General features: G+C 75.3%; 5 protein-coding genes and 1 pseudogene. 1 reads left to right on the top strand and 5 read right to left on the bottom strand.

Features of this window, described 5'->3' with window-relative positions:
• A partial coding sequence (locus tag ACFV5N_RS22500; RefSeq protein WP_385602742.1) for an MBL fold metallo-hydrolase occupies positions 1–1,114 on the bottom strand: 1,114 nt, incomplete at its 3' end.
• 197 nt (positions 1,115–1,311) lie between these two features.
• Between ACFV5N_RS22500 and ACFV5N_RS22495 the strand changes: the two genes are divergently transcribed.
• The gene (locus ACFV5N_RS22495; protein WP_385602737.1) at positions 1,312–2,082 is read left to right on the top strand and encodes a histidine kinase; all 771 of its coding nucleotides are present in this window, start codon (positions 1,312–1,314) and stop codon (positions 2,080–2,082) included.
• A gap of 76 nt (positions 2,083–2,158) precedes the next feature.
• On the opposite strand, the gene ACFV5N_RS22490 is transcribed toward ACFV5N_RS22495, so the two are convergent.
• The 4 genes and pseudogenes from ACFV5N_RS22490 to ACFV5N_RS22475 all read right to left on the bottom strand — a co-directional run bounded on the left by ACFV5N_RS22490 (position 2,159) and on the right by ACFV5N_RS22475 (position 6,863).
• Positions 2,159–2,677 (bottom strand): hypothetical protein, encoded by a 519-nt coding sequence (locus ACFV5N_RS22490; protein WP_385602734.1) that lies wholly within the window; start codon positions 2,675–2,677, stop codon positions 2,159–2,161.
• 1,237 nt (positions 2,678–3,914) lie between these two features.
• Positions 3,915–4,070 (bottom strand): annotated as a pseudogene (locus tag ACFV5N_RS22485) (DapH/DapD/GlmU-related protein); the annotation flags it as partial.
• 509 nt (positions 4,071–4,579) lie between these two features.
• Complete coding sequence (locus ACFV5N_RS22480; RefSeq protein WP_385602731.1) at positions 4,580–5,584, bottom strand: sugar phosphate isomerase/epimerase family protein; 1,005 nt, start codon at positions 5,582–5,584, stop codon at positions 4,580–4,582.
• An 85-nt stretch (positions 5,585–5,669) separates the two neighbouring features.
• On the bottom strand, positions 5,670–6,863 hold the full coding sequence (locus tag ACFV5N_RS22475; protein ID WP_385602739.1) for an ROK family protein: 1,194 nt from the start codon (positions 6,861–6,863) through the stop codon (positions 5,670–5,672).
• Between the last annotated feature and the right edge of the window lie 183 nt (positions 6,864–7,046).

Below are 7,046 nucleotides of genomic sequence, written 5' to 3'. Positions count from 1 at the left end.
CGGGTGCGGGCGCGGGTGCCGGGCGGGCGATCGCCTGCCACCATGGGTCGGCCGGGGGCGGGGCGGCGGGTTCGAAGGAGGCGCCCGGCCGGGGCACCACCACCCGTACCCCGTCCCGCTCGCAGGCGGCGACGGTGCGCTCGGCCGGTTCGTCCCAGGGGTGCAGGGCGAGGTTGAAGGTGCCCCAGTGGATCGGCAGCAGCACCCCGGGCTCGCCGTCCGGGCCGGCCAGGTCCCGGTGGGCCCGTACCCCTTCCTCGGGGGTCATGTGGATGTCCGGCCAGTACTCGCTGCTGTAGGCGCCGATCTGCATCATCGTGGCGTCGAACGGCCCGAGTTCGGCGCCGATGCGGGCGAAGCCGGGGAAGTAGCCGGTGTCGCCGCTGTGGAAGACGCGGTGCCGGGGGCCGGTGACCGCCCAGGAGGCCCACAGGGTGAGGCCGGTGTTGCGCACGCCCCGGCCGCAGAAGTGCTGTCCCGGGGTCGCGGTCAGCGTCAGGTCACCGGCGGTGGTCGACTCCCACCAGTCGAGTTCGGTGATGCGGTCGGCGGGGACGCCCCAGTGCTCCAGGTGGGCGCCGACGCCCAGGGGTACGGCGAAGGGCGCCCCGGTGGCGACCAGCGCCTTGACGGTGGGCATGTCGAGGTGGTCGTAGTGGTCGTGGGAGATGACCACGGCGTCCAGCGGGCCGAGTTCGGTGAGCGGGAGCGGCGCGGGGTGCAGCCGCCGGGGGCCGGCGAAGCCGACGGGTGAGCAGCGCTCGCCCCACACGGGGTCGAAGAGCACCCGGTGGCAGTCGATCTCGGCGAGGACGGTGGCGTGTCCGAGCCAGGTCAGCCGCAGCCCGGAGGCGGGTTCCTCGCCGGTGACGCCGGGGGCGGGGGCGAACGCGGGGCGCTCCAGCGGGGGCGCGGCGGTGGGGTGGCGGCGCAGCCGGTCGGCGCGGCGCAGGAAGTCCCGTGCCATGCGCAGCGGGGAGTTGGGGGCGGCGGTGCCGACCGGGCGCTCGTTGCGGAAGGCGCCGTCGCGGAACTGCGGGGAGCGCCGGATCCTGGCGAGGCGCTCGCCGGTGGGGTCGGCGCCGAAGGAGTCGGGCCGCATCCGGCCGGCCATGGAGCGGGGCCGCCCGGCGGCGGGCCCGGACCCGCTGGTGGGGGATGTGTCGGACACGGTGACCTCCTCGGCAAGCCTCTGGCCACTGTATCCGAACGGGGTGTCGAAGCCGTTGCCCTCCGTGGGGGGAGCAAGAGGCCGGGAAACCGATCTCCCGGCCGACGGCGGGGACCGGGTACGACCGTAGGGTGACCTCCATGGATCGCATCCGGGCTGTGAAGCGCCGCTTTCCGATCAACGCCGATGCGGGGTGGGCCGCTTTGCTGCTGCTTCTGTCCGGCTGGCACGTCATGGTGGATCCGGAGCTGCGGGGCGTGGTCGCGGCGGCGACGGCGCTGGTGCTGGGGGTGGTCATGTCGCTGGCGGTGGCCCTGCGCCGCCGCAGCCCGGAGAAGGCGCTGCTGCTGGCGCTGGTGGTGTGCGGGGTGCAGATCCTGGTGGGCTTCGGCCCGCTGACCACGCTGTTCGCGGTGTTCGCGGCGATAGCGACGGCGGCCAGCCGGGGTGCCCCGTGGGCCGCGCGGCTCGCCCTGCTGGGCGGTCTGGCGACGGCGCTGCTGGCGGCCGTGGTCGGCGCGGTCTCCCAGCCCGATCCGCTGCGGATGGCGATCGGCGCGGCGGTGTGGCTGTCGGTGCCTTTCACCCTGAGCTGGGCGCTGGGCAACCGGGCCCGGTTCCGCCGCCGTTACCGGCGGCAGCTGGACGCACGCGCCGCCTCCGAGGCCCGGCTGGACGCCAGCTCCCGGCGGGCGGCGCAGGTCACCTCGCGGGTGGAGATCTGCCGGGAGATGTACGACATCACCGGGCACCGGCTGGCGGGCATGGTGGTGCAGGCGGACGCGGCGGGGCGGGTGCTGGACTCCGCGCCGGAGCGGGCCGGCCAGGCCCTGGAGGCGATCGCGGAGGCGGGCCGTGCCTCGGAGGGCGAACTGCGCCAGGCGGGGGCGCTGCTGCGGCGGGCCGAGTGACGGGCCGGTCCGGGGCGCCGGGCAGTCCATCGGGGGCGGCGGCCGCGACCGTATCCGCCGGGCCGGGTGAGGGCGGTCAGCGGGGGTCCCGGAGCCGGCGGGCGAGTGCCGTCCAGTCCTCGTCCGTCAGCCCGGTACCCGGGTCCACCCGGTGCGGCAGGGCGGGCGCCGGGTGGTGGCCGGCGACCCAGGTCCGGTCGGCGTCGGTGATCTCGTCGTCGACCCAGGCGAACGGGCGGCCCGCCGCCCGGGCGACCACCGCACGTGTCTTCCAGAGCCGCCCCGCGCGGGCGTCCTGACCGTCGGTCACGGACGGCTCCGGCTCGTCCAGCACGGGGAGCGGCGGCAGGCCGAGGATCGGGGCGATCCAGGTGTTCGCCTCCTCCCCCCAGGTCGTCGCCCAGACCGGCTCGCACGGGAGGGCGGCCGGCCGCGCGCCGTGGCGGGGGTCGTTCCGGGCGAGCAGCGGGTTTCTGCCGGTGCCGTGCGCGCCGCCGACCGGGTACACCGGGAAGGGTCCGGGGCGCGGGCCGAAGGGGATGAGCGGCCCGTCGACATCGGGGAACAGCAGGGGACGCGGCGCGGATGCGGGCATCACCGCACGATAGCCGGTCCCCGCGGGCGGCCGGTCCCCGCGGGGACCGGCCGCCGGACGGGCCGTCAGCGGGCCGTCAGCGGGCCGCCGCGGCGCTGCCCAGGCCGTCCCGGGCGGGTTCGGGGCGGTGGACGCCGCGGGGGCGGTAGCCCAGGGCGTCGCAGTGGCCGGTGAGGTCGGCGAGCAGCCAGATGATGGCCAGCCACATCTCGGTGCCCTGGAGGCCCGGGGCCCGGCCGGGGCCGGTGCCCTCCGGGGCGGGGCCGAAGGCGAAGCCATGGCCGGGGTGCCACCGGCCGAGGGCGGCCTCCAGCTGGGCGGTGGCCCAGCGGCGGACGTCCTCGGCGCGGTGGGCGCTCTGCCGTCCGGCGAGCCACAGCGGGTGCGCCACATCGAGGACGTTGCAGGCGTTCTCGCGGTCCGCGCCGAAGTAGCGGGGGTCGCGGGCGTGGTCGAGCACGGTGTCGATGACCCGCTCCGGGTGGGGTACGGGGACGCCGAACTGGGCGAACGAGCCCCGGGTCAGCCGGTAGTAGCCGTTGACGAGCTGGAGCCGCCCCTCCCGCGCTCCGGCGGTGCCCCACATGCCGGTCCACGGGTCGGTGCGGGTGAGCAGCCAGCCGAACAGCGCCTCCAGCGCGCCGGGGCCCGCCGCCTCGCCGCCCCGCGCGAGGTTCCAGTGCGCGGCGGTGGCGACCGCGTCCACCCAGCTGCCGGCGTGCCAGGCGCGCTCCCGCCAGGGCTGGGCGGCCAGCCGGTCCAGCAGTTGTCCGGCGGAGAGACCGGCGACGGCGTGCACCGGGTGGGCGAAGGAGGAGCCGAGCAGGTCGAGCGCGTAGCCGACCGACAGGATGTGGTACAGGGCGGCCCCGTCGTCGACGAAGCCGTCGGCGCCCGGCGCGGGCATCTCCGTGCCGGTCTCGGGCACCAGCCCGGTGGCCGGGTCCTGGAGCGCGCGCAGCCGGGCGATGTGCGCGTCGGCGGGGAGCTGGGCGGGGGCGCTGCCCAGCAGCAGGGCGGCGATCTCGACGGCGTCGCAGTGGGCGCGTACGGTCGGCGCGGCGTCCGGCCGGTCGCGGTAGGCGGTGCCGTCCCAGGCGCGGTCCAGGAGGGCCGGGGCCTCGGCGCGGGCGGTGTCGGCGAAGCGGGCCAGCCGCTGGGCGAGGCCGCCGTCCGGCCCGGTGCCGCCGGCGGCGGGGACAGCGGCCTTGCTGTTGCCCGCGCCGCGCGGTGCGCGCCGGTCGCGGATGAAGCGGGCCGGGTTGCCGCCCACCATGGCCCAGTCCGGTACGTCCCGGGTGACCACCGCCCCGGCGCCGATGACGCAGTGGTCGCCGACGGTGACCCCGTCGAGGATCACCACCTGGGATCCGATCCAGACATCGTCGCCGATGGTGATGCCCCGGCTGCTGGTGGGCTGCCGGTGGATGGGCCGGTCGGGAGCGGTGGAGTGGTTGAAGCCCAGCAGCGAGGTGTGGGCGCCGATGCGGACCGCGTCGCCCAGGGTCACGGTGCCGCGCACGGTGGTGAAGGGGTTGATGGTGCAGTCGGAGCCGGTGGTGACGGTGCCGGTGACATAGGCGTGGGCGGCGATGTACGAGCCGTCGCCGAGGCGCAGCCGGTCGGGGTGGACGGCGGCGCGTTCGGAGACGAAGCAGCGTGCGCCGATCTCGGCGGTGCCGGTGGCGGTCAGCCGGCGCTGTCGCTCGCGCTGGGCCGCGCGCTGTTCCTCGGTCGCCTCCGCCTCGAAGAACCAGGGGAGGAAGTCGAGCCTGTCGTCGCCAGTGTGGTCCATGAGGGTGCCTCACCAAGGGGTGCGCGAGCGGATGAAACGACTCAAACGCTAGGCGCACCCCTTGGGACGGGCAAGAAGCGGCCGGAAGACGGCGCCGGAGGGCCGACTCAGTCGCCGCTGCCGAACGCCGCGTCGAAGGAGGCGGCTGGCGGCGGGTAGTCGTACGCCCGCAGCTTGGCCAGCGCCTCCGGCGCCCCGGCCAGCCGGTCCATCCCCGCGTCCTCCCACTCCACCGAGATGGGGCCCTCGTAACCGATGGCGCCCAGCATCCGGAACACGTCCTCCCATGCCACATCGCCGTGCCCGGCGGAGACGAAGTCCCAGCCGCGCCGCGGATCGCCCCAGGGCAGGTGCGAGCCCAGCCGCCCGGTGCGGCCGTCCAGCCGCTTCCGGGCCTCCTTGCAGTCCACGTGGTAGATGCGGTCCCGGAAGTCGTACAGGAATCCCGCCGGGTCCAGGTCCTGCCACACGAAGTGGCTGGGGTCGAAGTTGAGGCCGAAGGCGGGCCGGTTGCCGATCGCGTCCAGCGTCTGCCGGGTGGTCCAGTAGTCGTAGGCGATCTCGCCCGGGTGCACCTCGTGGGCGAAGCGCACCCCCTCGGCGTCGAAGACGTCCAGGATCGGGTTCCAGCGCTCGGCGAACTCCGCGTAGCCCCGCTCGATCATGCCCGGCGGCACCGGCGGGAACATCGCGACCAGGTGCCAGATGGGCGAGCCGGTGAAACCGATCACCGTCCGCACCCCGAAGGCGGCGGCGGCCCGCGCGGTGTCCGCGATCTCGGCGGCGGCGCGCTGCCGTACACCCTCGGGCTCGCCGTCACCCCAGATGCGGGCGGGCAGGATGTTCCGGTGGCGCTCGTCGATGATGGCGTCCGAGACGGCCTGGCCCACCAAGTGGTTCGATATCGCCCAGCACTTGAGGCCGTACTTGGCCAGCAGGGCGTGCCGGCCCTCGATGTAGCCGGGCTCCTTCAGCGCCCGGTCCACCTCGAAGTGGTCGCCCCAGCAGGCGAGTTCCAGGCCGTCGTAGCCGAAGTCGCGGGCCAGCGAGCAAACCTCCTCCAGCGGCAGATCGGCCCACTGGCCGGTGAACAGGGTGAAGTCACGGGGCATGGTGGTTACTCCTACTCGACAGGGACGAGGGGCGTACGGCGGCTCCGGTACGCCCGGTGCGGTCGGCCGGTGGATCACCGGTGGGTCAATGGGGGGCGGGCGGATAGCTGAACAGGTGGTCGCTGATGAGCCGGGCGGCGCCGATGACCCCGGCGACCGGGCCCAGCTCGCCGAGGACGATGGGCAGATTGCCGGTGGCCAGCGGCAGGGACTGCCGGTAGACCTGGGTACGGATGGCGGCCAGCAGGGTGTGGCCGAGCCCGGTCACCCCGCCGCCGATGACGACCAGGGCCGGGTTGAAGAAGCTCACCAGGGCGGCGATCACATCGCCGGTGCGCAGCCCGCCGAGCCGGATGAGTTCGATGGCGGCGGTGTCCCCCGCGCTGGCCGCCGCGGCCACGTCGGCGGCGTCCAGGTGCCCGCGCCGCTCCAGCGCGGCGGCCAGTTCCGGGGACCGGCCGCCCCGGGCGGCGCTCTCGGCATCCCGGGCGAGCGCGGCGCCGCCGAAGTACGCCTCCAGGCAGCCCCGGTTGCCGCACGGGCAGGGCCGGCCGTCCTGCTCGACCTGGATGTGGCCGATGTCGCCCGCGCTGCCGGTGGCGCCGCGGTGCACCCGGCCGTCCACCACGATGCCGCAGCCGATGCCGGTGCCGATCTTGACGCAGATGAAGTCCCCCACCGAGTGGGCGACTCCGGCGTGCCGCTCCCCCAGGGCCATCAGGTTCACGTCGTTGTCGACCATCACCGGGCAGCCCAGTTCCTGGCCCAGCGCCTCCCGGACCGGGAAGCCGTCCCAGCCCGGCATGATCGGCGGGGCCACCGGGGTGCCCTCGGGAAAGCGCACCGGGCCGGGCAGGCCGATCCCGGCGCCGTCGAAGGCCGCGCAGCCGGTGGCGGCGCGCAGTTCGGCGGCCATCGCCAGGATCTGCTCCAGGACGGCCACCGGTCCGTCCCGTACGTCGACGGGCCGGGTGCGGTGCTCCAGGATCTCCAGCTCGGGCCCGGTGACCGCGACATCGACCGAGGTGGCCCCGAGGTCCACCCCGAGGAAACGCAACTGTGGGGTCAGCCGCACATTGTGTGAGGGACGGCCGCCCCGGGAAGCGGCGAGCCCGTCGGCGGCCACCAGCCCGGTGGCCAGCAGCCGGTCGAGTTCCACCGCCAGCCGGGAGCGGGAGAGTTCGACCCGCTCCCCCAGCTGCGCCCGGGAGGCGGGGCCGCTGTCGCGCAGCAGCCGCAGCAGCCGCGCCTGGTGGGCATTCGCGGGCCGGGCCGATATACGCCTCACACACCCTCCCGCCAACGCCGGCATCCCGTATCCCGGGCGGCGGGCGGCCGCCCGGGCTTCCGTGGGGAACCTAACATCGCGCCCCCCCCACGGGAAGAAGAACGTCGAAAATCAGCCCGTCATTTTCCACACTTCGGAAAAAGTCGTGGCCCGCCGCCCACCCCGGCCGGCCGG

The sequence above is a fragment of the Streptomyces sp. NPDC059853 genome (assembly GCF_042731495.1).
Classification (GTDB): domain Bacteria; phylum Actinomycetota; class Actinomycetes; order Streptomycetales; family Streptomycetaceae; genus Streptomyces.
The sequence above is the reverse complement of the archived record's forward strand: the minus strand, read 5'-3'. Positions and strand labels throughout refer to the sequence as shown.